General features: G+C 62.6%; 12 protein-coding genes. 5 read left to right on the top strand and 7 right to left on the bottom strand.

The window, feature by feature from the left end; translation table 11 throughout:
- Nucleotides 1–20: 20 nt before the first annotated feature.
- Genes atuC through PspS34_RS19885 form a run of 3 tightly spaced genes read right to left on the bottom strand, consistent with a single transcriptional unit; the run spans nt 21 to nt 4,325 of the window.
- Entirely contained in the window at nt 21–1,637 is a 1,617-nt protein-coding gene (atuC, locus tag PspS34_RS19895) for a geranyl-CoA carboxylase subunit beta (protein ID WP_154860222.1), read from the bottom strand.
- 3 nt (nt 1,638–1,640) lie between these two features.
- The gene (locus tag PspS34_RS19890; protein WP_057713854.1) at nt 1,641–2,510 is read right to left on the bottom strand and encodes an SDR family oxidoreductase; all 870 of its coding nucleotides are present in this window, start codon (nt 2,508–2,510) and stop codon (nt 1,641–1,643) included.
- 12 nt (nt 2,511–2,522) lie between these two features.
- Nucleotides 2,523–4,325, bottom strand: coding sequence for an acyclic terpene utilization AtuA family protein (locus PspS34_RS19885; RefSeq protein ID WP_154947026.1), 1,803 nt, complete (start codon nt 4,323–4,325; stop codon nt 2,523–2,525).
- Between the two features lie 178 nt (nt 4,326–4,503).
- On the opposite strand from PspS34_RS19885, the gene PspS34_RS19880 reads away from it, so the two are divergent.
- From PspS34_RS19880 to PspS34_RS19870, 3 genes are all read left to right on the top strand, one after another.
- On the top strand, nt 4,504–5,127 hold the full coding sequence (locus PspS34_RS19880; protein WP_150812314.1) for a TetR/AcrR family transcriptional regulator: 624 nt from the start codon (nt 4,504–4,506) through the stop codon (nt 5,125–5,127).
- 97 nt (nt 5,128–5,224) lie between these two features.
- Entirely contained in the window at nt 5,225–6,043 is an 819-nt protein-coding gene (locus tag PspS34_RS19875; RefSeq protein ID WP_150812315.1) for a transporter substrate-binding domain-containing protein, read from the top strand.
- A 75-nt stretch (nt 6,044–6,118) separates the two neighbouring features.
- Nucleotides 6,119–7,132 carry a GNAT family N-acetyltransferase gene (locus PspS34_RS19870; protein ID WP_154860220.1) on the top strand — a complete coding sequence of 338 codons (1,014 nt, stop codon included), beginning with the start codon at nt 6,119–6,121 and terminating at the stop codon, nt 7,130–7,132.
- Between the two features lie 133 nt (nt 7,133–7,265).
- On the opposite strand, the gene PspS34_RS19865 is transcribed toward PspS34_RS19870, so the two are convergent.
- Nucleotides 7,266–7,814, bottom strand: coding sequence for an RNA polymerase factor sigma-70 (locus PspS34_RS19865; protein WP_046040580.1), 549 nt, complete (start codon nt 7,812–7,814; stop codon nt 7,266–7,268).
- A gap of 376 nt (nt 7,815–8,190) precedes the next feature.
- Here PspS34_RS19865 and PspS34_RS19860 point away from each other — a divergent pair, with 376 nt between their 5' ends.
- Together PspS34_RS19860 and PspS34_RS19855 are read left to right on the top strand one after the other, a co-directional pair.
- The gene (locus tag PspS34_RS19860; protein ID WP_159390282.1) at nt 8,191–21,189 is read left to right on the top strand and encodes a non-ribosomal peptide synthetase; all 12,999 of its coding nucleotides are present in this window, start codon (nt 8,191–8,193) and stop codon (nt 21,187–21,189) included.
- Nucleotides 21,190–21,400: 211 nt separating this feature from the next.
- Nucleotides 21,401–22,213, top strand: a complete 813-nt coding sequence (locus PspS34_RS19855) for an alpha/beta fold hydrolase (protein WP_057713861.1) — start codon at nt 21,401–21,403, stop codon at nt 22,211–22,213.
- A gap of 94 nt (nt 22,214–22,307) precedes the next feature.
- On the opposite strand, the gene dsbG is transcribed toward PspS34_RS19855, so the two are convergent.
- The 3 genes from dsbG to dsbD are packed head-to-tail and all read right to left on the bottom strand — an operon-like array spanning nt 22,308 to nt 25,641.
- On the bottom strand, nt 22,308–23,075 hold the full coding sequence (gene dsbG / locus PspS34_RS19850; RefSeq protein WP_154947024.1) for a thiol:disulfide interchange protein DsbG: 768 nt from the start codon (nt 23,073–23,075) through the stop codon (nt 22,308–22,310).
- Nucleotides 23,051–23,905 (bottom strand): TlpA disulfide reductase family protein, encoded by an 855-nt coding sequence (locus PspS34_RS19845; RefSeq protein WP_154947023.1) that lies wholly within the window; start codon nt 23,903–23,905, stop codon nt 23,051–23,053. Before PspS34_RS19845 ends, dsbG begins: the two co-directional genes overlap by 25 nt.
- A complete protein-coding gene (gene dsbD / locus PspS34_RS19840; protein ID WP_154860218.1) occupies nt 23,905–25,641 on the bottom strand; it encodes a protein-disulfide reductase DsbD in 1,737 nt (578 codons plus the stop codon). Before dsbD ends, PspS34_RS19845 begins: the two co-directional genes overlap by 1 nt.
- Nucleotides 25,642–25,791: the final 150 nt, after the last annotated feature.

Genomic DNA, 25,791 nt, shown 5'->3' with positions numbered 1-25,791 from the left:
TTGTTCTCCTGATAGTCGGCTTAGAACCGCGCCACACCGAAACTGTTGGCCTGCAATGGCCGCACCTCGGCCTCGTGACAGATATCCAGCAAGTAACCCAGCAAGGTCCGGGTATCGCGCGGGTCGATCAAACCATCGTCCCAGAGGTTGGCGCTGCCATAGAGCGCCGTGGACTGGCTGTCTAGTTTCTGCGCGGTGACCTGTTCGAGCATGTCGAGCATTTTCGGATCGGGTACCAGGCCGTCCTTGGCCTGTTTGGCCTCGGTGACGATGCGCAGGACCTTGCCCGCTTGCGCGCCGCCCATCACGGCGGTACGGCTGTTGGGCCAGGCGAAGATGAAACGCGGGTCGAGACCGCGACCGCACATCGCATAGTTGCCCGCGCCGTAGGAGCCGCCAACCACGATGGTTAGCTTCGGCACCCGGGCGTTGGCCACCGCCTGAATCATCTTCGCGCCGTGCTTGATCACGCCTTGCTGTTCCGATTCGGTGCCGACCATGAACCCGGTGGTGTTGTGGAAAAACAGTAGCGGCGTCTGGCTCTGGTCGCACAGCTGGATGAACTGGGCGGCCTTGCTCGCGCCTTTTGGTGTGATCGGGCCGTTGTTGCCGATGAAGCCACAGGCGCGGCCCTGAATTTTCAGATGACCGCACAGGGTCTGCTGATCGAATTCGCCCTTGAATTCAAGAAAGTTCGAAGCGTCGGCGAGGCGAGCGATGATTTCGCGCGCGTCGTAGGGTTTTTTCGGATCATCCGGGATCAGGCCCAGCAGTTCGTCGATGGGGTAGAGCGGCTCCTCCCAGCGACGTTCGGGGAGTGGAGGCAACTGCTCGTTCCACGGCAGCAGGCTGATAATCTCGCGTACTTGTCGCACGCCATCGGCGTCGTTTTCAGCCAGGTATTCGGCGGTGCCGGCGGTTTGTGCGTGCATCTCGGCACCGCCCAATTCTTCATCGGTGGCGACTTCGCCGGTCGCGGCTTTGAGCAGTGGGGGACCTGCGAGAAACAGCTTGGCCTTGCCGCGCACCACCACCACGTAATCCGACAGCCCCGGCTGATAGGCGCCACCCGCCGTGGCGGAGCCGTGCACCACGGTGACCTGGGGCAACCCCATGGCCGACATCCGCGCCTGATTGGCAAAGCTGCGCGCGCCTTCGACGAAAATTTCCGCCGCGTAATTGAGGTTGGCGCCGCCGCTTTCGGCGAGGGTGATAACTGGCAGTTTGTTTTCCATGGCGATCTGTTGCAGGCGCAGGGATTTCTTCAAGCCGCTGGGGGAGATGGTCCCGCCCCTGATCGCGCTGTTGTTCGCCACCACCAGTACACGCACGCCGGACACGTAGCCGATACCGGCGATCAAGCCGCCACCGGCGGAGCTGCCATCCTTGTCGTCGTGCAGCTTGTAGCCGGCCAGGCTGGCCAGTTCGAGAAACGGTGCGCCGGGGTCCAGCAGCAGATTGAGGCGCTCGCGAGGCAGCAACTGGCCGCGTTTTTCGAACTTCGGCCTGGCTTCGGCGGCCTTGTTCAGCAGGTTCTGTTCGAGCACGCGAACTTGCTCGATGGCGCTCAGCATCGCCGCACGGTTCTGAGCGAACGACTCGCTGTGGGAGTCGAGTTGCGACTGAATCACCGGCATGGGTTATTCCTTGTCCTTCAACACGTCTGGTATGTAGGCGCGGTGGAAGCCGTTGTACGACTCGCTGTTGGTCGCCTTGTGGATCGGCCAGGCGCGGCCGCCGAGGCTGGCGGCGCCGTCGATGCGCAAGGTGCTGCCGCTGACAAACGCCGCTGCCGGGCTGAGCAGGAAAACTATCGCCGCGCTGACTTCCGATTCGGTGCCGATGCGCTTGAGCGGTACGTGTTCGCGCAGGGTCGGGATCACGGCCTTGAAGGCGCCTTCGTAGGTGTCCATGCCGCTGGAGGCGATCCAGCCCGGCGCCACGGCGTTGACCCGCACCCCGGCATGCCCCCATTCGTACGCGGCGGTCTTGGTCAGGTTGTCCATGCCCGAACGTGCCGCGCCGGAGTGGCCCATACCGGGCATGCCGCCCCACATGTCGGCGAGCATGTTGACGATGGCCCCGCCGTGCTTGCTCATGGACTGGTTGAACACTTCCCGGGCCATCAGGAAGCCGCCCACCAGATTGGTACGCATCACGGTTTCGAAACCCTTCTGATTGATCGAGGCCAGGGGCGAGGGGTACTGCCCGCCAGCATTGTTGACCAGGCCGTGGATCGGACCGTGCTTGCGGATAAGCTCGCTGACCAGATGCGTCACCGCTTCTTCCTCGCGGATATCACAGGTGCTCCAGTCGGCCTTGCCGCCGTCGTCGGCGATCTCCGCCGCAACGGTTTTCAGCTTGTCGGCATTGCGCCCGACCAGCAGCACATGGGCGCCGAGGGCCGCCAGTTCGTGGGCAGTACAGCGGCCGATGCCACTGCCGCCACCGGTGACGATGATGTTTTGGCCAGCAAACAAATCGGCTTTGAAAATCGAATCGTAGGCCATGGCGGCAATCCTCTAGTTGAACTGGTCGGCGATGCGCTGCGGCACCGGGATCTGGATTTCCAGCAGTTGCTGGGCGAAGGCTTTGCCTTGCGGATCGATTCGCAGGCTGGCGACACCGCCGCCGCCGAGGGCGTTTTCCAGCAGGAAATTCAGGCTGTGGCTGGCGGGCAAGTACCAGCGCTCGACCCGCCCGTGGATTGGATCGAGGACGTGGCCCATCCAGTCGACGATCACTTCCGGGGTCAGGGCTTCGGCGATCCATGGCAGGAATTCGGGCTCGCGGGCCATGACACCGATATTGCTGTGGTTGCCCTTGTCACCCGAGCGGGCGACCGCCAGTTTGACCAGGGCCACACTGGCGTCGGCCAGGCCATCCGGTTTCGGTGGCGCGAGCAGGGCTGGCAGGTCCAGCGGGTCGAGCACATCGAGGGCGGGCAGGGCACACGGGTGGCGCTGACCCATGAAATCAATGTCCAGCGTGCAGGCGGTTTTGTCGATCAGGAACGAGAACAGCCGGATCAGCGGGTACACCGTCGGCCGGCCACCGACAATGCCGGTCAGCCCCGGCGCCATGCCGGTGGCGGCCTGGGCGATTTCCCGGGAGAACACGACCAGTGCCTGCTTGTCCGGATGGCGCACCGCGAGCTTGATCACCACTTCGCGGCTGTCCTGACGCTGGCCGTGGGGGCCGTAGGTGGCCTCGCTGCCCAGCAACTCGATATTCACCTCGCTGTACGGCGCCCAGCCGCGCTGGCGGAACATTTCCGAGGTCTTGTTGATGATCGCATCGCCGACACGCCGCGCCTTGTCGACGGCATCGATGCCGGCGATCAGGCAACTGGCGGTGCAGCGAAAACCATCGGGGTACGTGGCGCTGACTTTGTATTGAGCGGTCGGCGGCAGGCCTTTGGCACCGTGCACCTGCACCGCGTTCTTGCCTTGTTGCAGCAGTTTGACCTGAGTGAAATCGCACACCACGTCGGGCAGCAGATACGCGCGCGGGTCACCGATTTCGTACAGCATCTGTTCGCCCACCGTCAGCGGCGTGACCAGCCCGCCCGTACCTTCGGGTTTGCTGACGATGAACTGGCTGTCGGCGCTGACTTCGACGATGGGAAAACCGATGTGTTCGTAGTCGGGCACGTCGCGCCAGTCGGTGAAGTTACCGCCCGTGCACTGGGCGCCGCATTCGATGATGTGCCCGGCCAATGCCGCCTGGGCGAGCTTGTCGTAGTCGTGCCACGACCAGCCGAACTCATGCACCAGCGCGGCGCTGACCACCGCACTGTCGACCACGCGCCCGGTGATCACGATGTCCGCCCCCAGGCGCAGGGCTTCGACAATGCCGGGTGCGCCGAGGTAGGCGTTGGTCGAGACGCACATCGATGGCAGGGGCGCGCCGCTGAACATTTCATGAATGTCCAGGTTGCCCGGCTTTTTGAATTGCGGCTGCAGGTCATCACCCAGCAGCACGGCGATCTTCAGCGCCACCCCGGCCTTGTCGCAGGCCGCTTGCAGGGCGGCGGCGCAGGCTTGGGGGTTGACCCCGCCGGCATTACTGATGACCCGGATGTTTTGCTGCGCGAGTTGCCCCAGCAAGGGCGCGAGCACTTCGATGAAGTCGCCCGCATAGCCGGCCTGGGGATCTTTCATCCGCGCGCCGGCCATGATCGACAGGGTGATTTCGGCCAGGTAATCGAAGACCAGATAGTCCAGATGCCCGTGTTCCACCAGTTGCGCGGCAGCGGTCGAGGTATCGCCCCAGAAGGCGCTGGCACAACCGATGCGAATTGTTTCAGGCGCAGTCCATTCCATAGCCACCTCCAACCGAAGTGCGTCGACATTACCAAGCAAGCGCTTGGTTTGTAAATGACTTGATTATCTTCTGCCCAAGCGCTTGCTTGGTTGCATCCATGCGCTTAAATTGCCCGCGCAACCCCGCTGTTTTCGAGGGGATTGGCGTTATTGATTGAACGACTGTAGGAGAGAACGGGTGGACGAGCAAAAAGCCCTGAGGGTGATGCGCCAATTGGTGGACGACGGCCAATTGACCGACCCGGACAGCGCCCGCGGCAAATTGCTGCAAGTGGCGGCCCACCTGTTCCGCAATAAAGGCTATGAGCGCACGACCGTGCGCGACCTGGCCGGCGCCGTGGGCATTCAGTCCGGGAGCATTTTCCATCACTTCAAGAGCAAGGACGAAATCCTGCGCGCCGTGATGGAAGAAACCATACGCTACAACACTGCGTTGATGCGTGCGGCCATCGCCGAGGCCGGCAATGTGCGTGAGCAGGTGCTGGCGCTGATCCGCTGTGAATTGCAGTCGATCATGGGCGGTAGCGGCGAGGCCATGGCCGTGCTGGTCTACGAATGGCGCTCGCTGTCCGAAGAGGGCCAGGCCAGGGTCCTGGCGCTGCGGGACATCTACGAAGACATCTGGCTGCAAGTACTGGGCGAAGCCAAGGCCGCCGGATTTATCCGCGGCGATGTGTTCATCACTCGACGGTTCCTGACCGGCGCATTGTCCTGGACCACCACCTGGTTTCGCGCCGGGGGCAGCATGACCCTCGATCAGTTGGCCGATGAGGCGTTGATTCTGGTGCTGGAAGACCGGTAATAAAGTTGTGTTGGCCAACTTTAAACTGGCTAACTGGACGAAACCGCCTAGCTTGAATGCATTGGTACCGTTTTATTAGGGGAGTGGGGACGTTTTGATGGGTTCGCCAATTCGATCAGCCTCGCGGCTTTTGCTGACGATGCTTGCGGCGTCAACGATGATGCCGTCCCAGGCTGCACAACTGGTGCGCATTGGTGCCGCGCACTTTCCTCCCTACACCGTGCGCCCGGAATCCGGGGCCGATACCGGGTTGCTGCCGCAACTGGTCGAGGCGATGAACGCATCGCAAAGCGACTACCAGTTTGTCCTGGTACCCACGTCCGTTCCCCGGCGTTTTGGTGACTTCGAGCAGGGCCGGATCGACATGGCCATCTTTGAAAATCCCGCCTGGGGTTGGGAAAAGTTCCCCCACACGGCCGTCGACATGGGGCTGGAGGACGCCGAGATTTTTGTTGCGCAACGCCTGCCCGATCGGCAGCAGAGCTATTTTGCCGACCTGAGCGGCAAGCGTCTGGCACTGTTCAGCGGCTATCACTACGAGTTCGCCAACTTCAATGCCGACCCCCTGTACCTGGCGAAAAACTACAACGCCACGCTGACCTATTCCCATGACAGCAATCTGCTGATGGTATTGCGCGGCCGGGCCGACATCGCGCTGGTCACGCGTTCGTACCTGAGCGACTACTTCCTGCGCAATGAAAAAGTTGCCAGCGAGTTGCTGGCGTCCCAACGCATCGATCAGGTCTATCACCATTACGCCATCCTGCGCCCGACGGCTCCCATCAGCGGCGAGGCATTCGCCAAGGTGCTGCAAGGCTTGCGGGACAACGGCCAGATGCTGAGGATTTTCGATCCGTACAAGATTGCCCTGGTGCCGGTCCAGCGCAACGCAGCGGCGCCACAAGTTGCCAATTGACTGTCTTTGGCTAAATTTCCCGCCCTGGCTCACGTCACTTCGTTGAACTGTCGACGATTATCGTGAGCCCGACCCATGCCCAATCTGAATGACCTGACTGCCCTGTGTCTGCCGACAGGCAGTCGTCTTGCCGCCGATGAAACCGATTGCCGCCTGAGCCTCAGCCTGGAAGGGCAACCGTTGCTTGCCCTGCGGCTGAATCGTGGCCCCGAGTTGCACGTGCAACTGGAGCAGCGTTTCAGTCGCCCTGAAGGACAGTCATTGTGGGTGGCCTGTTACTGGCTGTTCGCTCGCAACCCCGACTGTCAGCGCCTGATCTGGCAACTGCAGGACGTGCCGAACGAAGCCGTGTCCAGCGGCTTGCTGATTGCGACCCCCATCGGCGGCCAGTATCACTGCGAGCGCACCTTGTTCTGGCAGTTGCCGCAGCCTTGGCTGGAGCATTCCCTGACCGGCAGCTACCCGCAGCAAATGCTCATCACCGACGGCAAGCGTCATCCACGGCGGCCGGTCAAACCCCGTGGTGAAGTGTATCAACGCTTCGATGCGCGGCTGGGTGCCCGGGTTTCCCTGCGCACGCTGGACATCGAGCAAGACCTGGTGCGCTTCAATCGTTGGCAGAACAGCCCGCGTGTCGCGAGTTTCTGGCAGGAGGAGGGCAGCCTCGAACAGCATCGCCAATACCTGAGCAAACTCGAAGCCGACCCGCACACGCTGACGCTGATCGGTTGTTTCGACGATCAGCCCTTCGCTTATTTCGAAGCCTACTGGGCCAGGGAAGATCGCATCGCGCCGTTCTACGAGGCCGGCGATTACGACCGTGGCATTCACATGCTGGTGGGCGAAGAAAATCACCGCGGTCCGCACAAGGTGGCGAGTTGGTTATCGGCGCTGGTGCATTATCTGTTTCTCGATGACCCGCGGACGCAGCGCGTGGTTGCCGAGCCGCGTGCCGATAACGCGAAGATGATCGGATACATGCAAGAGCAGCGCTTTCACTGCGAGAAAGAGTTCGACTTTCCGCACAAGCGCGCGGCCCTGATGGTGTTGGGGCGGGAGCGGTTTTTTGATCGGTGCGCACTGGCCTGAGGCTTGAGGGTCAAGATTCGTTGCGGTCTTGAGTGCGCCTTCGCGAGCAAGCCCGCTCCCACATTTTCCCTGTGTTCGCAGGACACTGTGGGAGCGAGCTTGCTCGCGATGGGCGCGATGCAGATCTCGGATCTTATTGGCGAGCAGCCATATCGCCACGCTTGCCCGACACCTTGCGGCAGTGCACCAGCGCATCACGGATCATGAAGTTCACCAGGGTCGGCGAGACGCCGAGTTCCTTGGCGATGTCTTTTTGCGGTACGCCGTGCAGGCGGTACATCTCGAAGGCGTAGCGGGTGCGGCTCGGCAACTCGGTCAACGCATCGGCGATGTGCTCCAGCGTCGAGAAATTGATGTGCGACGTTTCCGGTGACGCACCCTGGATCACCACATTCAGCCCTTCCTCTTCAGGGCCGGAATACTTCTGCTCCAGCGCCTGTTTGCGGTAGTGGTCGATCGCCAGGTTGCGCACGATCTGGAACAGGTAGCTGAGCTGAGCCTTGATCGAACTGGTGATGGGTGGGGCCGATTGCAGCCGGAAGAATGCATCCTGCACAACATCTTCGGCACGTGAGCGGCAACCGGTAATTCGGGCTGCGATCTTCACCAGAATCAATCGATTGTCGACGAATGCCTGAAGTAGCGGTGTATCGCACCTGCTTGTGGATACTGGTTCCATCATGGAAATCACCTTGCTGCCAAAAGGTTAGTGGGACGGCGAATGAGCCGGGGGGCCGTCCTACACATCGAGCGACAAATTAGGCTTAATGATAATGATTGTCAAATGAGAAAAAGAACTAATGCGTTACAAAGGTAAAGAGTGAGAACTGCGACACGCTGACTCACTTCAGTCCGCTTTGCGTTCCAGCCTGGCGACTAATTATTTCCAGACGTCATCCGTTCTCATTGGTGAATTGCACAGCGCAACCCTCATCACCCTGTAGGAGCGAGCTCGCTCGCGATGGTCGTCAACGATGGGCGCCTGACACCCCGCGGCGTTCTCCGGATTTTCGCGAGCAGGCTCGCTCCTACCAAGCCGAATTCAGGCAGGAAACCTCATGACCGACGCGTTCGAACTCCCCAGCACAATGGTCCAAGCCCTTCAGCGCCGCGCGGCGCTGACGCCGGATCGGGTGGCCCTGCGCTTTCTCGCCGAGACCCCGGACCAGGCTGTGGTGCTCAGCTATCGCGAACTGGATCTGCGGGCGCGGACGATTGCCGGTGCGTTGCAGGCCCAGACGGATGTCGGCGACCGAGCGGTGTTGCTGTTCCCCAGCGGCCCGGATTACGTCGCGGCGTTCTTCGGTTGCCTGTACGCCGGGGTGATCGCGGTGCCGGCCTACCCGCCGGAGTCGACACGACGTCATCACCAGGAGCGCCTGTTGTCGATCATCAGCGATGCCCAGCCGCGCGTGCTGTTGACCAGCGCCGGGCTGCGCGATGGGTTGCAGCAGATCGAAGGCGCGCCGCCACTGCTGTGTGTCGATACCCTCGACGGTGCACTGGCCGAGCGTTGGGTCGCGGTGGACTTGCAGAACGATCACATCGCCTTCCTGCAATACACCTCTGGCTCCACCGCGCTGCCCAAAGGCGTGCAAGTCAGCCACGGCAATCTGGTGGCCAACGAATTGCTGATTCGCCACGGTTTCGGCATTGACCTGAACCCCGACGACGTCATCGTCAGCTGGCTGCCGCTGTATCACGACATGGGCCTGATCGGCGGCTTGCTGCAGCCGATTTTCAGCGGCGTGCCTTGCGTGTTGATGTCCCCGGCGTATTTTCTCGGTCGGCCGTTGCGCTGGCTGGAGGCGATCAGCGAATACGGCGGCACCATCAGCGGCGGGCCGGATTTTGCCTATCGCTTGTGCAGTGAGCGGGTCAGCGAGTCGGCCCTGGAACGGCTCGACCTGAGTGGCTGGCGCGTGGCGTATTCCGGTTCCGAACCGATTCGCCTCGACACCCTGGAGCGGTTCGCCGGGAAGTTCGCGACCTGTGGCTTCACCGCGGACAGTTTCATGGCCTCCTACGGTCTGGCCGAAGCCACCTTGTTCGTGGCCGGCACAGCGCGCGGCCAGGGCATCGGCAACCTGCGGGTTGACGATCAGGCCCTGGCGCAGAACCGCATCGAAGCGGGCGAGGGCAGCCCGATCATGAGTTGCGGTATCAGCCAGCCGGCGCACGCGGTGTTGATCTTCGATCCTGTCTCGCTCAGCGAACAGGCCGACAACGTCGTCGGCGAAGTCTGGGCCAGCGGGCCGAGCATCGCCTCAGGCTATTGGCGCAACCCCGAAGCGTCCGCCAAGACCTTCGTCCAGCACGCCGGGCAGACCTGGCTGCGTACCGGTGACCTGGGTTTTCTGCGCAACGGCGAACTGTTTATCACCGGGCGCCTGAAGGACATGCTGATCGTGCGCGGGCACAACCTGTACCCGCAGGACATCGAGCAGACTGTCGAGCGTGAAGTGGAAGTGGTGCGCAAAGGACGCGTCGCCGCTTTCGCCGTCACGGTTGACGGTCAGGAAGGCATCGGCATCGCCGCTGAAATCAGCCGCAGCGTGCAGAAAATCCTGCCGCCTGAATCCTTGATCAAAGCCATTCGCCAGACCGTCGCCGAGGCGTATCAGGAGGCACCGAGCGTGGTGGTGCTGCTCAATCCGGGCGCGCTGCCCAAAACGTCCAGCGGTAAATTGCAGCGCTCGGCGTGTCGCAATCGCCTGGCGGACGGCAGCCTCGACAGCTACGCGGTGTTCCCGTCGGCCAGCAACGAAAGCACGGGCAATAGCGAGTCGGAATCGACGCTGCAAAGCTTGATCGCACGTATCTGGTGTGAGCAGTTGCAAGTGGTGCAGGTGGGCGCCGACGATCATTTCTTCCTGCTTGGCGGCAACTCCATTGCAGCGACGCAAGTGGTGGCGCGTCTGCGGGAAGAGTTGGGTCTGGAGTTGAGCCTGCGCCTGCTGTTCGAAGCGCCGACCCTCGGCACATTCGCCGATGTCGTGACCCGTCTGCAACAGGACGGTGGCCTGGCCCAGGGCGCGATCACGGCCCTGTCGCGCCAGCAACCGATGCCGCAATCCCTGGCACAAAACCGCCTTTGGATCACCTGGCAACTCGACTCATACAGCAGCGCCTACAACATTCCTGGCGGCTTGCGCCTGCGCGGCGAGCTGGATGAGCACGCCTTGCGCGCCAGTTTCCAGCAGTTGATCGAGCGCCACGAATCCCTGCGCACGCGATTCTTCGAGCGTGATGGCGTGGCGCTGCAACAGGTCGATCCGGCCGGTGAGTTCAACCTGCAACTGATCGATATCAGCGACCTGCCGGCCGCCGAGCGTGAGGCCCGGGCGCATCAGATCCGCGAGGACGAAGCACGGACTCGGTTCGATCTGGAGAAAGGCCCGTTGATGTGGGTGACGCTGGTGCGCCTCGACGACGAAGACCATCAGTTGTTGGTGACCCTGCACCACATCATCGCTGACGGCTGGTCGCTGAATGTGTTGATCGACGAGTTCTCGCGCCTGTATGCGTCCGCCTCCCAGGGCCTGCAAGCGGTGCTGGCGCCATTGCCGACGCAGTACGCCGACTACGGCAGTTGGCAACGGCAATGGCTGGCGCAAGGGGAAGGCGAGCGGCAACTGGCTTATTGGAAAGACCGCTTGGGTGATGAACATCCAACCCTGAGCCTGGCCACCGACCATCCACGCTCAGCACAACAACTGCACAGCGCCGCTCGCCACACCGTACGTCTGGGCGCGGCCCTGAGCGATGCGATTCGTCAGACCGCCCAGGCCCATGATTCGACCGTCTTCATGTTGTTGCTGGCTGCGTTCCAGACCTTGTTGCACCGCTACAGCGGCCAACGAGATATCCGCATCGGCGTGCCCAATGCCAACCGTCCGCGCCTGGAAACCCAGGGTCTGATCGGCTTCTTCATCAATACCCAGGTGCTGCGTGCCGAAGTGGACTCAAGTCTGCCATTCGTTGAGTTGCTGGCGCAGACCCGTCAGGCGGCGTTGGGTGCGCAAGCGCATCAGGACCTGCCGTTCGAGCAACTGCTCGAAGCCTTCCCGCAGGCCCGTGAACAGGGCCTGTTCCAGGTCATGTTCAACCATCAGCAACGCGACCTTGGCGCCTTGAAGCGCCTGCCGGGGCTGTTGGCCGAAGAGTTGCCGTGGCATAGCCGCGAAGCCAAGTTCGATGTGCAGCTGCACAGCGAAGAAGACCGCAACGGTCGCCTGACGTTGTCCTTCGACTATGCCAGCGAATTGTTCGATGCCGCGACCATCGAGCGCCTGGCCGACCATTTCAGCAACCTGTTGCGGGCTGTCTGCGAGCAAGCGGACATCGCCATCGGTGACCTGCCGCTGTTGACGGCCGCCGAGCAGCATCAGCAATCGGACTGGGCCAGCGCACCCTGCGCAGCGGCCAGTCAATGGCTGCCCGAATCGCTCAACCAACAAGCCCGGCTGACACCTGAGCGCCCGGCGTTGATCTGGGAGGGCGGCCAGATGGACTTCGCCGAACTCCACACCCAGGCCAACCGTCTGGCCCATTACCTGCGCGACAAAGGCGTCGGCCCGGACGTCTGCGTGGCCATCGCCTGCGAGCGTTCGCCGCAACTGCTGATCGGCCTGCTGGCGATCATCAAGGCCGGTGGCGCCTACGTGCCGCTGGACCCGGACTACCCCGCCGAACGCCTGGCCTACATGCTCAGCGACAGCGGTGTTCAATTGCTGCTGACGCACACCCGACTGCTCGAGCGCTTGCCGGCCAGCGAGGGTGTCAGTTCGATCGCCATGGACACCCTGCACCTGGACAGTTGGCCAAGCCATGCGCCGGGGCTGCATCTGCACGGCGACAATCTTGCCTATGTGATTTATACCTCCGGTTCCACCGGCCAGCCCAAAGGCGTCGGCAACACCCACGCGGCGCTGGCCGAGCGCCTGCAATGGATGCAGGACACTTATCGCCTGAACGAAACCGACGTGCTGATGCAAAAGGCGCCGATCAGTTTCGACGTGTCGGTGTGGGAGTGCTTCTGGCCGCTGATCACAGGCGCACGTCTGTTGATCGCCGGTCCCGGCGAACACCGCGATCCACATCGCATCGCACAGCTGGTGCAAGCTTACGGCGTGACCACGTTGCACTTCGTGCCGCCGCTGCTTTCGCTGTTCATCGACGAACCGCTCAGTGCTGAATGCACCAGCCTGCGCCGGCTGTTCTCCGGGGGCGAAGCCTTGCCCGCGGAGCTGCGCAACCGGGTGCTGGCGCAGCTGCCGGCGGTGCAACTGCACAACCGCTACGGACCGACCGAAACCGCGATCAACGTCACCCACTGGCAATGCTCCAGCGCCGATGGCGAACGCTCGCCGATTGGCCGGCCGCTGGGCAATGTGATCTGCCGCGTGCTCGACAGCGACCTGCATCCCGTTCCGGTCGGTGTGCCGGGTGAGTTGTGCATCAGCGGCGTTGGCTTGGCCCGTGGTTACCTCGGTCGCCCGGCGTTGACCGCCGAACGATTCGTGGTCGATCCGTTGGGCGAGCCGGGCGCACGCCTGTATCGCACCGGCGACCGGGCACGCTGGACGGCGAATGGCGTGATCGAATACCTCGGCCGTCTCGATCAACAGGTCAAGTTGCGCGGGTTCCGGGTCGAGCCGCAGGAAATCCAGGCACGGCTGCTGGCCCAGGACGGCGTTGCGCAAGCCGTGGTGCTGGTGCGCGACACCATGGCCGGGGCGCAGTTGATCGGTTACTACACCGCTGCGGACAATGCCGGGGACGAGGTCGAGCAAACCGCGCGCCTGAAAAGCGCATTGGCCGCCGAACTGCCGGAATACATGGTGCCGGCGCAACTGATGCGCCTGGACAAAATGCCCCTCGGCCCGAGCGGCAAGCTCGACCGCCGCGCGTTGCCGGAACCGCAGTGGCAGGTTCGCGAGCACGTCGAGCCTGTGACAGAACTGGAACAACACATCGCCGGTATCTGGCGCGAAGTGCTGGGTTTGACGCAAGTCGGTTTGCGCGATGATTTTTTTGCCCTCGGCGGTCACTCGCTGCTGGCCACACAAATCATCTCCCGCACCCGCCAGGCCTGCGACGTCGAGTTGCCGCTGCGGGCGCTGTTCGAGCACAGCGAACTCGGTGCGTTTGCCGAACAGGTTCGCCTGATCCAGGCCAGTGGCAGCACCAACAAACAGCCGCCGATTGAAAAAGTCGACCGCGGGCAGGCGGTGCCGCTGTCCTATTCCCAGCAGCGCATGTGGTTCCTCTGGCAGATGGAGCCCGACAGCCCGGCCTACAACGTCGGCGGCATGGCGCGGCTGCGTGGCGTGCTCGATGTGGCGCGCTTCGAGGCCGCGCTGCAAGCCCTGATCCTGCGTCACGAAACCCTGCGCACCACGTTCCCGAGCATCGACGGCGTCGCCCGCCAGCAAGTACACGCGCAAACCGGCGTGCGCATGGCGTGGAAGGATTTCACCGCGCTGGATGCCGAGGTCCGCGAGTGGCAGGTCCAGCAACTGGCCGACGACGAAGCGCACCAGCCGTTCGATCTGGAGACCGGACCGCTGTTGCGCGCCTGCCTGGTCAAGACCGCCGAACAGGAACACTACTTCGTTCTGACCCTGCACCACATCGTCACCGAAGGCTGGGCGATGGACATTTTTGCCCGGGAACTCAGCGCGCTGTACGAAGCGTTCGTCGATGACCGTGAATCACCGCTGGCGCCGTTGCCGGTGCAGTACCTGGATTACAGCGTGTGGCAGCGTCAGTGGCTGGAGTCCGGCGAGCGTCAGCGCCAGCTCGATTACTGGACCACGCAACTGGGCCGCGAACACCCGCTGCTGGAGTTGCCGGCCGACCGTCCACGTCCACCGGTGCAAAGCCGTCAGGGTGAGTTGTATCGCTTTGACTTGAGCGACGATCTCGCGGCACGGGTCCGCGCGTTCAATGCGCGACACGGCCTGACCCTGTTCATGACCATGACCGCCGCCCTGGCCACGCTGCTGTACCGCTACAGCGGCCAGACCGATCTGCGCATCGGCGCGCCGGTGGCCAACCGCATTCGCCCGGAAAGCGAAGGGCTGATCGGCGCGTTCCTCAACACACAGGTGCTGCGCTGCCAGCTCGACGGGCAGATGTCCGTGGGCGAATTGTTCGAGCAGGTGCGCCACACGGTGATCGAAGGCCAGTCCCATCAGGACCTGCCGTTCGATCATCTGGTGGAAGCCTTGCAACCACCCCGCAGCGCGGCCTACAACCCATTGTTCCAGGTGATGTGCAACGTGCAGCGCTGGGAGTTCCAGCAAAGCCGCACCCTGGCCGGCATGACGGTCGAGTACCTGGTCAACGATGCCCGCGCGACCAAGTTCGACCTCAACCTGGAAGTCACCGACCTGGACCATCGCCTGGGTTGCTGCCTGACCTACAGCACCGATCTGTTCGACGAACCGCGCATTGCGCGCATGGCCGGGCATTGGCGCAACCTGCTGGAGGCGCTGATTGCCGATCCGCAGCAGCGCTTGAGCGAACTGCCGCTGCTGGCGTGTGGTGAACAACAACATCTGCTCGACAGCCTCGGCGTCGAGCCGGGCGAGCATCGGCTGGACCAGTGCATCCATCACCTGTTCGCCGAGCAAGCCTTGATGCGCCAGGACGCTCCGGCCCTGACCTTCGCCGGGCAAACCCTGAGCTATGCCGAACTCGACGGCCGGGCCAATCGCCTGGCCTGGATGCTGCGCGAGCGAGGCGTCGGACCGCAGGTTCGTGTGGGGCTGGCTCTGGAGCGCTCGCTGGAGATGGTCGTCGGCCTGCTGGCGATCCTCAAGGCCGGTGGCGCCTATGTGCCGCTGGATCCGGAATACCCGCTGGACCGCTTGCATTACATGATTAAAGACAGCGGTATCGGTTTGCTGCTCAGCGATGCGGCGATGTTCAAGGCCCTGGGCGAGTTGCCGGCGACCGTCGGCCGCTGGTGTCTTGAAGAAGACGCCGCTGCACTGGCCAACTACCCGGCCACCGAATTGCCGATGATCAGCCTGCCGCAGCATCAGGCCTACCTGATTTACACCTCGGGCTCGACCGGTAAACCGAAAGGCGTGGTGGTATCCCACGGCGAAATCGCCATGCACTGCCGCGCGGTGATCGAGCGTTTCACCATGCGCCCTGACGATTGCGAACTGCACTTCTATTCGATCAACTTCGACGCCGCCACTGAGCGTCTGCTGGTGCCGCTGCTCAGTGGTGCGCAAGTGGTGCTGCGGGCTCAAGGGCAGTGGGACGCGGAAGAAATCTGTGGCCTGATCCGTCGTCATCAGATCAACGTCCTCGGATTCACGCCGAGCTATGGCAGCCAGTTGGCGCAATGGCTGGCAACGCAAAATGAAACCCTGGCGGTGCGCATGATCATCACCGGCGGCGAAGCGCTGACCGGTGAACACCTGGCGCGCATTCGCGCAGCCTTCAAGCCGAGCCTGTTCTTCAACGCCTACGGCCCGACCGAAACCGTGGTCATGCCGCTGGCCAGTCTCGCCCCTGAAGTGCTGGAAGAGGGCGCCGGCAGCGTGCCGATCGGAAGCGTGATTGGCGACCGCGTGGCCTACATTCTCGACGCCGACCTGGCGTTGGTGCCGCAAGGCGCGACGGGCGAGTTGTACGTCGGTGGCGCGGGTCTGGCCCAGGGTTATCACCAGCGTCCGGGCATGACCGCGGAGCGCTTTGTGGCCGATCCGTTTGCCGCCAACGGCGGACGTATCTACCGCACCGGCGACCTGGTGCGCCAGCGCGCCGACGGCCTGGTGGAATACCTTGGACGCATCGACCATCAAGTGAAAATTCGTGGTTTTCGCATCGAACTGGGCGAGATCGAAACCCGTCTGCTGGAGCACGAATCGATTCGTGAAGCCGTTGTGCTGGCGCTCGATGCACCGAGTGGCAAGCAACTGGTCGGCTATCTGGTGACTGACGTCGCCGAACAGAGCGAAGCACAGCAATCGGTCTTGCGCGAGGCCCTCAAGGCGCATCTGAAATCGCAACTGCCAGACTACATGGTGCCCACGCACCTGATCCTGCTGGGCCGCATGCCGCTGACCGCCAACGGCAAGCTCGACCGCCGCGCGCTGCCGGCGCCGGACCCGGAGCTGAATCGCCATCACTACGTAGCACCGAGCAGCGAGCTTGAAGTCATCCTCGCGCAGATCTGGTGCGAAGTGCTGAACGTTGGACAGGTCGGCCTCAACGACAACTTCTTCGAGTTGGGCGGTGACTCGATCCTGTCGATCCAGGTGGTCAGCCGGGCACGGCAGCAGGGCATTCACTTCAGCCCTCGCGACCTGTTCCAGCACCAGACCGTGCAGACCCTCGCCGCCGTGGCCAGCCGCAGCGAGCAGGTCAGCGCCGAGCAGGGCTTGATCATGGGGGAGTCGCGTCTGACGCCGATCCAGCACTGGTTCTTCGACACCGACATCCCGCAACGCCAGCACTGGAACCAGGCGTTGTTGCTGCAACCGACCGCACCTCTGGAGCCCCATCGACTGGAGCAAGCGCTGCTGGCGGTAATCGAACAGCACGACGCCTTGCGTCTGCGCTTCAGCAAGCTCGCCGGTCAGTGGCAAGCACAGCATCAGCCGATTTCCGAGGCGCCGGTGCTGTGGCAGGTACGCGTTTCGTCCATGGACAAATGTGCGGCCTTGTTCGCCGATGCCCAGCACAGCCTTGACCTCGAAGAGGGACCGCTAATACGCGTGTTGCTGGTCGATGGTCCCGAGGGCCAGCAACGGCTGTTCATCGCGATTCACCACTTGGTCGTCGACGGTGTTTCATGGCGCGTGCTGCTGGACGATCTGCAAACCGTGTATCGCCAACTGGACGCGCAGCAGTCGGTGAAACTGCCGGCGAAAACCAGCGCCTTCAAGGACTGGGCCGCACGGCTGCAAGCCTACGCCGGCAGTGAGTCCCTGCGCGAAGAACTGGGCTGGTGGCAGGCGCACCTGGCCGGGCCCACTGCCGATTTGCCCTGTGATCACCCCGCTGGCGGGCGGCAGAATCGTCATGCGCAAACCGTCAGCGTGCGCCTCGACAGCGAGCGTACCCGGCAGTTGCTACAACAGGCACCGAGTGCCTATCGCACCCAGGTCAACGACTTGCTGCTGACCGCACTGGCCCGCGTGCTGTGCCGCTGGAAGGGTCAGCCATCGGCGCTGATTCAACTGGAAGGCCACGGCCGCGAAGCGCTGTTCGACGAGATCGACCTGACCCGCACCGTCGGCTGGTTCACCAGTGCCTACCCACTGCGCCTGACGCCGCTGAACATCGAAGAAGCCGCCGGGCAGGGCGTGTCGATCAAGGCGATCAAGGAGCAATTGCGTGCCGTGCCGCACAAAGGCCTGGGCTATGGCGTGCTGCGTTACCTGGCCGATGACCTGAGCCGCCACAGCATGGCGCAGTTGCCGGTGGCGCCGATCACCTTCAACTATCTCGGCCAGTTCGACCAGAGCTTCGGGGCGGACGCGCTGTTCCATCCACTGGATGAAGCCATTGGCGCGGCCCACGATGCCAATGCCCCGTTGCCCAACGAGCTGAGCGTCGACGGTCAGGTGTATGGCGGTGAACTGGTACTGCGCTGGACTTTCAGCGCCGAACGCTTCGATGGGCAAACCATCGACGAGTTGGCCGATGCCTACCTCGGTGAGTTGAACAGCCTGATCGAACATTGCCTGCGCGACGACGCGGGTGGCCTGACGCCGTCGGACTTCCCGCTGGCGAATCTCAGCCAGACTCAACTGGATGCGCTGCCGGTCCCGGCCGCCCTCATCGAAGACGTCTACCCGCTGACCCCGATGCAGGAAGGCATGCTGTTGCACACCTTGCTGGAGCCGGGCACCGGCCTGTACTACATGCAGGACCGCTACCGCATCAACAGCGAACTCGACCCGCAGCGTTTCACCCAGGCCTGGCAAGCAGTGATCGCCCGCCACGAAGCATTGCGCGCGTCGTTTTGCTGGAACGTCGGCGAAGACATGCTGCAAGTGATCCACAAACCGGGCAGCACGCCGATCGAATACCTCGACTGGAGCGCTATCAGCGAAGCCGAGCAAGAGCCGAGGCTGCAAACCCTGCTCAAGACCGAACGCGAGGCGGGGTTCGATCTGCTCAACGAGGCGCCGTTCCACTTGCGTTTGATCCGTGTGGGCGCGGCGCGCTACTGGTTCATGATGAGCAACCACCACATCCTCATCGATGCCTGGTGCCGTTCGCTGCTGATGAATGATTTCTTCGAGATCTACAGCGCCCTCGGCGAAGGCCGGGAAGCGCAGCTGCAGGTACCACCACGTTATCGCGACTACATCGGTTGGCTGCAGCATCAGAGCCTGGCCGAAGCACGGCAGTGGTGGAAAACCAACCTGCAGGGGTTCGAACGGACCACGCCGATCCCGAGCGACCGGCCATTGCTGCGCGAACATGCCGGCGACAGCGGCGGCATGATCGTCGGCGACCGCTATGCAAGGCTCGATGCCCGTGACGGTGCGCAATTGCGCGAACTGGCCCAGGCCCATCAGTTGACCATCAACACCTTTGCCCAGGCGGCGTGGGCGCTGGTGCTGCGGCGCTTGAGCGGTGATCGCGACGTGCTGTTCGGCGTCACCGTGGCCGGGCGTCCGGTGGACATGCCGCAGATGCAGCGCACCGTCGGCCTGTTCATCAACAGCATCGCGCTGCGGGTGAAAATGCCTGAGGACGGCCAGCGATGCAGCGTGCGCCAGTGGCTCAGCGGTCTGCTCGACCACAACATGCAACTGCGTGAATACGAATACCTGCCGCTGGTGAACATTCAGGAACAGAGCGAATTGCCCAAAGGCCAGCCGCTGTTCGACAGCCTGTTCGTGTTCGAAAACGCCCCGGTGGAAGTCTCGGTGCTCGACCGTGCGCAGAGCCTCAACGCGACCTCGGACTCGGGCCGAACCCATACCAACTTCCCGCTCACGGCCGTGTGCTATCCGGGCGATGACCTGGGCTTGCACCTGTCCTACGACCAACGCTACTTCGATGAGGCCACGGTTGAGCGCATGCTCGCTGAGTTCAAGCGTCTGCTGCTGGCATTGGTGGAAGGTTTCCATGGCGACATGGCCGACCTGCCGTTGCTGGGGGCTGAGGAGCAGGACTTCCTCATCCATGGCTGCAACCAGAGCGAACACGATTACCCGCTGGAGCAGAGCTACGTTTCATTGTTCGAAACGCAGGTCGCCCGGCACCCACTGCGAATTGCCGCCAGTTGTCTGGACCGGCAATACAGTTATCTGGAGCTGAACCAGCGCAGCAACCGCCTCGGTCATGCATTGATCGCCGCCGGTGTCGGGCGCGATCAACCGGTGGCCTTGCTGGCCGAACGCAGCCTCGACTTGCTGGGCATGATCATCGGCAGCTTCAAGGCAGGGGCGGGCTACCTGCCGCTGGATCCGGGTTTGCCGAGTCAGCGTCTGAGCCGGATCATCGATCTGAGCCGCACGCCATTGCTGGTGTGCTCGCAAGCCTGTCGTGAGCAGGCGCAAGCCTTGCTCGAGGAGTTCGGCTGCTCCAGCCGGCCACGGCTGCTGGTCTGGGAGGAAGTCCAGGCCCTTGCGCTGTCGGCGGACAATCCTGGTGTCTACAGTGGTCCGGACAACCTCGCCTACGTGATCTACACCTCTGGCTCCACCGGTTTGCCAAAAGGCGTGATGGTCGAACAGCGTGGCATGCTCAACAACCAGTTGAGCAAGGTGCCATACCTGAACCTGAGCGACGCCGACGTGATCGCGCAAACCGCGTCGCAAAGCTTCGACATTTCCGTGTGGCAGTTCCTCGCCGCGCCGTTGTTCGGCGCCCGGGTGGACATCGTGCCGAACACCATTGCCCACGATCCCCAGGGTTTGCTGGCCCATGTGCAAAGCCAGGGCATCACCGTGCTGGAAAGCGTACCTTCGCTGATCCAGGGCATGCTCGCCCAGGAACGCATGAGCCTCGATGGCCTGCGCTGGATGTTGCCGACGGGGGAGGCGATGCCGCCGGAACTGGCGCATCAATGGTTGCTGCGCTATCCGCAGATCGGCCTGGTCAATGCCTATGGCCCGGCGGAGTGCTCGGATGACGTGGCGTTCTTCCGCGTCGATATGGCGTCGACTCGCGGCAGTTACCTGCCGATCGGTACGCCGACTGACAACAACAAATTGTACCTGCTCGACGGAGCGCTGGAACTGGTGCCGCTGGGCGCGGTGGGTGAACTGTGCGTGGCGGGGACCGGGGTCGGTCGCGGCTATGTCAGCGATCCGCTGCGCACGGCACCGGTGTTTGTGCCGAACCCGTTCGGCGCACCGGGTGAGCGCCTGTATCGCACTGGCGACCTGGCACGCCGTCGCAGTGACGGCGTTCTGGAATATGTCGGCCGGGTCGACCATCAGGTGAAGATCCGCGGTTACCGCATCGAGCTCGGTGAAATCGAAGCTCGCCTGCACGAACAACCGCAAATCCGCGATGCGGCGGTGGGTGTGCAGGAAGGGGCGAACGGCAAGCACCTGGTGGGCTATCTGGTCGCGGCGGATGTTGCGCTCGATCCGGCTGAACGCCTGGAGCGAATCAAGCAACGTCTGCGTGTCGAGTTGCCGGAATACATGGTGCCGCTGCACTGGTTATGGCTGGACAAGCTGCCGCTCAACGCCAACGGTAAACTGGACCGCAAGGCCCTGCCGACGCTGGAGATCGGTCAATTGCAAAGCCAGGATTACCAGGCGCCGCGCAATGAGCTGGAGCAGACCCTGGCAGACATTTGGGCCGAGGTACTGAAGGTCGAGAAGGTGGGCGTTCGCGACAACTTCTTCGAGTTGGGCGGGCATTCGCTGCTGGCCACGCAAATCGCCTCGCGGGTGCAGAAAACCCTGCAACGGGATGTGCCGTTGCGGGCGATGTTCGAATGCAGCACGGTGGAAGAACTGGCCCTGTACATCGACGGGTTGACGGCCAGCGAACTCACCGAGGAGAAGGTGGATCGCTTGAATGATTTGATGGCGGAGCTGGAGGGGCTTTGATTCCCTGGCGTCAGTACTGGCCCCATCGCGAGCAAGCTCGCTCCCACAGTGGGTAGTGAACACATCATTTGTGATCAGCGTAAATCCCTGTGGGAGCGGCGATCCGACTTGCCCGCGATGGCGGTTGTACAAACGCATACATTCTCGCGATTGACTGCGATCCGTCAGCCGCTCAGTCTTCGGGCTCCCTTTTTGCTCGCGGAGACAGTCGATGCCCTTCGTAACGATAGACGGACAAGCCCTCCACTACATCGATCAAGGTACCGGCCCGGCGGTGCTGCTGGCCGGTAGTTACCTGTGGGACCAGGCCATGTGGGCGCCGCAGATTGCCGCGCTATCGCAACAGTATCGTGTGATAGCCCTGGACCTGTGGGGGCACGGCCAATCCGGGCCGTTGCCTGTCGGTACGACGTCGCTGGATGACCTGGCGCGTCAGGCCCTGGTCCTGCTCGATCATCTGGACATCGAGCGGGTCACGCTGGTCGGCCTGTCGGTCGGCGGCATGTGGGGCGCGCGCCTGGCCTTATCGGCAGCGCAGCGGATCAACGGACTGGTGCTGATGGACACCTACGCCGGCGCCGAACCGGAGCCGACTCGCCAGTACTACTTTTCACTGTTGAAGCAGATCGAAGAGGCGGGTGTCATCACGCCAGCGCTGCTGGATATCGTGGTGCCGATTTTCTTCCGGCCGGGCATTGATCCGCAGTCGGCGCTCTACCGGGATTTTCGTGCTTCCCTCGCGGCTCTACCCGCGGATCGCCTGCGTGAAAGCATCGCGCCGATGGGGCGGATTACATTTGGGCGCGATGACCAGTTATCGCGTCTGGGCGAACTGGACGCAGCGACCACACTGGTGATGTGCGGCGATCAGGACAAGCCTCGGCCACCGGGTGAAGCCCGTGAAATGGCTGAGCTGATTGGCTGCCCGTGGGTGCTGGTGCCGGAGGCGGGGCATATTTCCAATCTGGAGAACCCTGGGTTTGTGACTGAAACCTTGTTGGCATTTTTGGCCGACAGAAATTAGTCGAATCTACCTACGCCATCGCGAGCAAGCTCGCTCCCACAGGTGATCACCTTCCCCTGTGGGAGCGAGCTTGCTCGCGATGGGGGCGCTGAACTCACTTCGGCCCGAGAATCTTCGCCAGCTTGTCCGGCGACGGCGCGCCTTGCTGCTGTTGCAGATTGCCCTTGTCATCCATGTAGAAAATCGCCGGCGTCGCCTGCAACTCCAGCTCTTCCATCAATTGCATGTTGGCCGCGAACTTTGCCTGAATCGCCGGCGGCACTTCCTTCAAGGCCTTGAGCGAACTCTCCTTGCCAGCGCCTTCGTGATCCTGCAGGGCTTTTTCCGGGTCTTTGGCGGCGAGCAGCGCGGCGGATTTTCCGGGGCTGTCTTCGCGGATGATGCCCACCATGATGTGGCGCAACTGCACCTTGCCGGCCTTGACCCACGGCCGGGCCTGTTCCCAGAACATGTTGCAGTACGGGCAGTTCGGGTCACTGAACAGGTACACCACGCGCGGCGCATCCTTCTTGCCGTCGCCGATCCAGTTGCTGGTTTCGAACTTGGCCCAGACTTCCTTGGCCATCGGTGCATACACCAGTTTCTGCAAAGGTGCGCTGCTCAGGTCATTGCCCTCGGCGTCATACAGGTTGCCCAGCAACACGTGTTTGCCATCCGGGGTCAGGTACAGAGCCATGCCGCGGTTCTGGTATTGCGCGGCATAACCACGCAAGCCGTCGGGGGCGTCGAACTGGCCGACGATTTTCGCGCCTTTGGCCTCGATTTTCTTGATGGCATCTGGCAACTCTTCGGCCTGCACCGATGGCAGGTGCAACAGGGCAGCACCAAGGCTCAGGGTCAGCAGGTGGCGGAGGCGGGGCATGGCAGTTTCCTTGAAGAGGTGGCGGGTACGGTGTCGAAGTTTTCCAGCGCGCGGGCCAGGCTGGCTTCCGACAACTCGCCCAGATGGCTGCCCAGCAGGCGACCCTCGGGGTTGTAGAACAGCGTAGTCGGCAATGCCATGGAACCGACGGCCTGGCTCAGACGCCCACTGCCGTCGAACAGCACGTTGGACAGGCTCAGGCCCTGGGTTTCCAGAAAGATCGCGACGCTTTGCATGCTTTCTGCCTGATTGACGAACAGGAACGTCAGGTCCGGCCGGTGTTGCTGGGCGTTTTCCAGCACCGGCATTTCCCGGCGGCACGGCGGGCACCAGGTGGCCCAGAGATTGATCACCAACGGGCCTCCCTTGTAGTCGGCCAGTTGCACGGTTTCGCCGGCGGCGTTGCGCAGGGTGATTTCCGGCAGGCGTGTGCCTTGTTCATAAATCGACAGGGAGAACGTCGCCAACAGCCAGAACGCCAGGCCACTTGCCACACCAAAGCCCAATGGACGGCGCAGACCCGGGCGACGCCAGCCGCGATACAGCGTGGCGAGCAAAACGACCACGACCCCCGGCCAGGCGAGGAAACCGCCATCGCGCAGGTCGATGACCTGCCACGGATCGTTGCGATAGTGCACCCAATAGGCCGCCACGAAACTGATTCGGGCTGCCAGCATGCCCATCAGAAACAGGCTGAACAGCACCGACTCAGGGTTTTCACCACCACGCTTGGCGACCCGCCAGCCGACAAAAGTGGCCAGCGCCAGCGCACTGATCAACAGCAGGTGATTGAGCGCGATGGCAAAGGTGCCGAGGGTGAAAGTCAGCATTAACGGGCGTCTCGGGTGGTGGTCCAGCGTTGCAGGAATGTATCGGCATCGACCTCGCCGGTGATGCGCTGGCTGCGCCGCTCTTCACCGTCCACGCCAATCCACAGCAGGCTCGGTGGCCCTGGCACTTGGTAACGGCCGAGCAGTTCACGGCTGGCGGCATTGTCGGCGGTGACGTCCAGTCGCAGCAAGCGCACATCGCTCAAGGCTTCAAGGACACGGGTTTTGCCGAAGACCTGTTTTTCCATGACCTTGCACGACACGCACCAGTCGGCGTAGTAGTCCAGCAGCACCCACTGGCCTTGAGCCTGCGCGTCGTCGAGTTCCCGTTGCAGTGCCTGCGGATCCTTGATGGTGGTGAAGGCATCGTGGCCAACCGGCACGGCGGCCACAGCCTGGTTCGAGGCGCGGTAGACCTGCAATGGCTTGAACGGATCATCGCCGCCACCGGCTGCACCGATCACCAACAGGCCACCCCATAAACCGAGCAGTAACGAACTGGCGCCAAACAGGTGCGCGATACGGCCAAAACCTTCCGATTGTTTCCAGGCGCTGTAGGCCGCGATCAACAGCAGCGCACCGCACAAGCCGACCCACAGGGATTCGTCGAGCACCGGACGCAGCATCAACAATGCGGTGGCGAGGAACAGGAAGCCGAAAATGCCTTTGACCAGGTTCATCCAGGCGCCTGGCTTGGGCATGAAACGATTGCCGACGGTCACCAGCAGCAACAGCGGCACACCGATGCCGATGCCCATGGCGAACAGAATCAATCCGCCATGCAGCGCGTTACCGCTTTGCGCGATGTAGAGCAGGGCGCCGGCCAGTGGCGCGGTCATGCAGGGGCCAACCAGCAGACCGGACAGCGCCCCCAGTACCCCGGCGCCGATCAGACTGCCGCCGCGTTGATTGCGCGAGACGTTTTCCAGGCGATCACGCACGGCCACCGGCAGTTGCAGTTCGAAGAAACCGAACATCGGCAGCGCCAGCAGCACGAAAATCGCCGCGAAACTGCCCAGTAGCCAGGGGTTCTGCAACCAGGCTTGCAGGTTCGCCCCGAGGGAGGCGGCCAGGACACCCATTGCCGCATACACCAGCGCCATGCTGACTACATAACTGCTGGCCAGGGCGAATCCGCGTCTGGGCGTGGCGCCACTGCCGACGATCAACCCGGCCAGAATCGGCAGCATCGGTAATGAACATGGCGCGAAGGCCAGCAACAGGCCCAGGCCGAAGAACACCAGAAGGCTCCAGCCCAGCGCCCGTTGCTGCAGGCTGCTGGCCAGCGCCTGGTCCGGCGCTTCAGTGGCCGCATTCAATGCATTGGTATTGCCCAGGTCCACGACTCTGGTTTGTGGCGGATAACACAAACCGGCATCGGCGCAGCCCTGGTAACTGACCTTGACCTGACCGCTGGCACCCGCCGGAATTTTCAGTTCCAGGCCCTGACGGTAGACTTGCTGTTCACCGAAAAACTCGTCGCTGTGGGCTTCGCCTTCCGGTAGCGGGGGATGTTGCCCGACAGGTAATCCATCGAACTTCAAGCGTTTCTGATACAGGTAATAGCCGTCGGTGATCTGCCAATAGAGCTGGGTTTCACCGGATTCCAGGCGTTCAGTGGTAAACGCGAAGGCTTTATCAACCGGGAGGAATTCAGGTTTGGTGTCGAACGGATTGGTTCCTGCCTGGGCCAGACCCACGATCAAGAGAGTACAAAGTAAAAACAGACGACGCATGGATAAGCCTTTGTCCTGTGCTAATGAGGTGCACAGTGGCGGGTGGCGATTAACCGATGATTAACCGCCCCGGCCTTGTGGCGGTGGCGCTTGCGGCATAATGTCGACTTAATCGGTCAACGGCTTAATAGGCTTTATTTCTACGAGGCT

The sequence above is a fragment of the Pseudomonas sp. S34 genome, assembly GCF_009866745.1.
GTDB classification, from domain to species: Bacteria; Pseudomonadota; Gammaproteobacteria; order Pseudomonadales; family Pseudomonadaceae; genus Aquipseudomonas; species Aquipseudomonas jessenii.
This window is presented reverse-complemented; position numbering and strand designations above follow the sequence as displayed.

Excerpts from the sequence above, each read along its gene's own strand:
- PspS34_RS19865 (WP_046040580.1), bottom strand. The coding sequence starts at position 7,814 with ATGATGGAACCAGTATCCACAAGCAGGTGCGATACACCGCTACTTCAG.
- PspS34_RS19845 (WP_154947023.1), bottom strand. The coding sequence starts at position 23,905 with ATGCTGACTTTCACCCTCGGCACCTTTGCCATCGCGCTCAATCACCTG.
- PspS34_RS19875 (WP_150812315.1), top strand. The coding sequence starts at position 5,225 with ATGGGTTCGCCAATTCGATCAGCCTCGCGGCTTTTGCTGACGATGCTT.
- atuC (WP_154860222.1), bottom strand. The coding sequence starts at position 1,637 with ATGCCGGTGATTCAGTCGCAACTCGACTCCCACAGCGAGTCGTTCGCT.
- PspS34_RS19890 (WP_057713854.1), bottom strand. The coding sequence starts at position 2,510 with ATGGCCTACGATTCGATTTTCAAAGCCGATTTGTTTGCTGGCCAAAAC.
- PspS34_RS19870 (WP_154860220.1), top strand. The coding sequence starts at position 6,119 with ATGCCCAATCTGAATGACCTGACTGCCCTGTGTCTGCCGACAGGCAGT.
- PspS34_RS19855 (WP_057713861.1), top strand. The coding sequence starts at position 21,401 with ATGCCCTTCGTAACGATAGACGGACAAGCCCTCCACTACATCGATCAA.
- dsbD (WP_154860218.1), bottom strand. The coding sequence starts at position 25,641 with ATGCGTCGTCTGTTTTTACTTTGTACTCTCTTGATCGTGGGTCTGGCC.
- dsbG (WP_154947024.1), bottom strand. The coding sequence starts at position 23,075 with ATGCCCCGCCTCCGCCACCTGCTGACCCTGAGCCTTGGTGCTGCCCTG.
- PspS34_RS19860 (WP_159390282.1), top strand. The coding sequence starts at position 8,191 with ATGACCGACGCGTTCGAACTCCCCAGCACAATGGTCCAAGCCCTTCAG.
- PspS34_RS19885 (WP_154947026.1), bottom strand. The coding sequence starts at position 4,325 with ATGGAATGGACTGCGCCTGAAACAATTCGCATCGGTTGTGCCAGCGCC.